This window comes from Roseburia zhanii, from assembly GCF_014287635.1.
GTDB classification, from domain to species: domain Bacteria; phylum Bacillota; class Clostridia; order Lachnospirales; family Lachnospiraceae; genus Roseburia_B; species Roseburia_B zhanii.
Genome location: NZ_JACOPH010000081.1, coordinates 1 through 829 on the forward strand (window position 1 = coordinate 1; position 829 = coordinate 829).

The 829-nt window shown below is 42.3% G+C and carries 2 protein-coding genes; both read left to right on the plus strand.

The features are described 5' to 3' along the window. Nucleotides 1-480 (plus strand): tyrosine-type recombinase/integrase (locus H8S17_RS16225; RefSeq protein WP_186867904.1); only part of this gene is annotated, 480 nt, incomplete at its 5' end. Beyond that, nucleotides 477-829, plus strand: a 353-nt coding sequence (locus H8S17_RS16230; protein ID WP_186867905.1) for an IS91 family transposase, incomplete at its 3' end; no start/stop codon positions are given. The genes H8S17_RS16225 and H8S17_RS16230, both read left to right, overlap by 4 nt.

Below are 829 nucleotides of genomic sequence, written 5' to 3' on the forward strand. Positions count from 1 at the left end.
ATTGCAACTATGTATTCTTCCGGATTACGTGTATCAGAGGTTGTTCATCTTCATTATGATGACATTTCACGTACCAACATGACAATTCATGTTCGTGAAACCAAAGGCAGAATTGACAGGTATACGATTCTGTCTCAAAAAAATTTAGACCTTCTCACAGAGTATTGGTACAAATGTGGTCGCCCTAAAGATATCCTTTTCCCAAGTTTCTGGTCCGGTGGATATCTTGATATAGCCAGTGTTAACCAGTTCTTTAAGAAAAGTGCTAAACTCGCCGGCATTACCCGTCATGTTTCCTCTCATGCATGTCGTCATAGTTTTGCCAGCCACTTATTCGAAAGTGGCACAGATATAAAATATATCCAGTCACTTCTGGGACATGTTGATCCTCGCTCTACAGATGTTTACCTTCATGTGAGCAACAAGACACTTCTTGGGATCCGCAGCCCGTTCGATAACCCGGAAGGTGGCGAATCATGAGTAAGGATTGTACGATTCAGGATGTTTTTCATCATTTTTATTCATCATTTGAATCCACACATGATATTTCTCCCGCTCAGCGAAAGGCCGCTTATCACATCATGAATTGCAAAACCGGCGCCTTTGGTGTGAATGTAAGCGTATGCGAGGACTGCGGCTGCATATCAGTCCACTATAACTCCTGCCGTGACAGATGCTGTCCTATGTGTCAGGAGTTTCAAAAAGAAAAATGGGTAGATGCACGGCGGGAGGATATCTTAGATGCTCCTTATTTCCATGTGGTTTTTACAGTTCCAGAAGAACTCAATCCCATTATCTACAGCAACCAGAAATTCTTATACACTGCTCT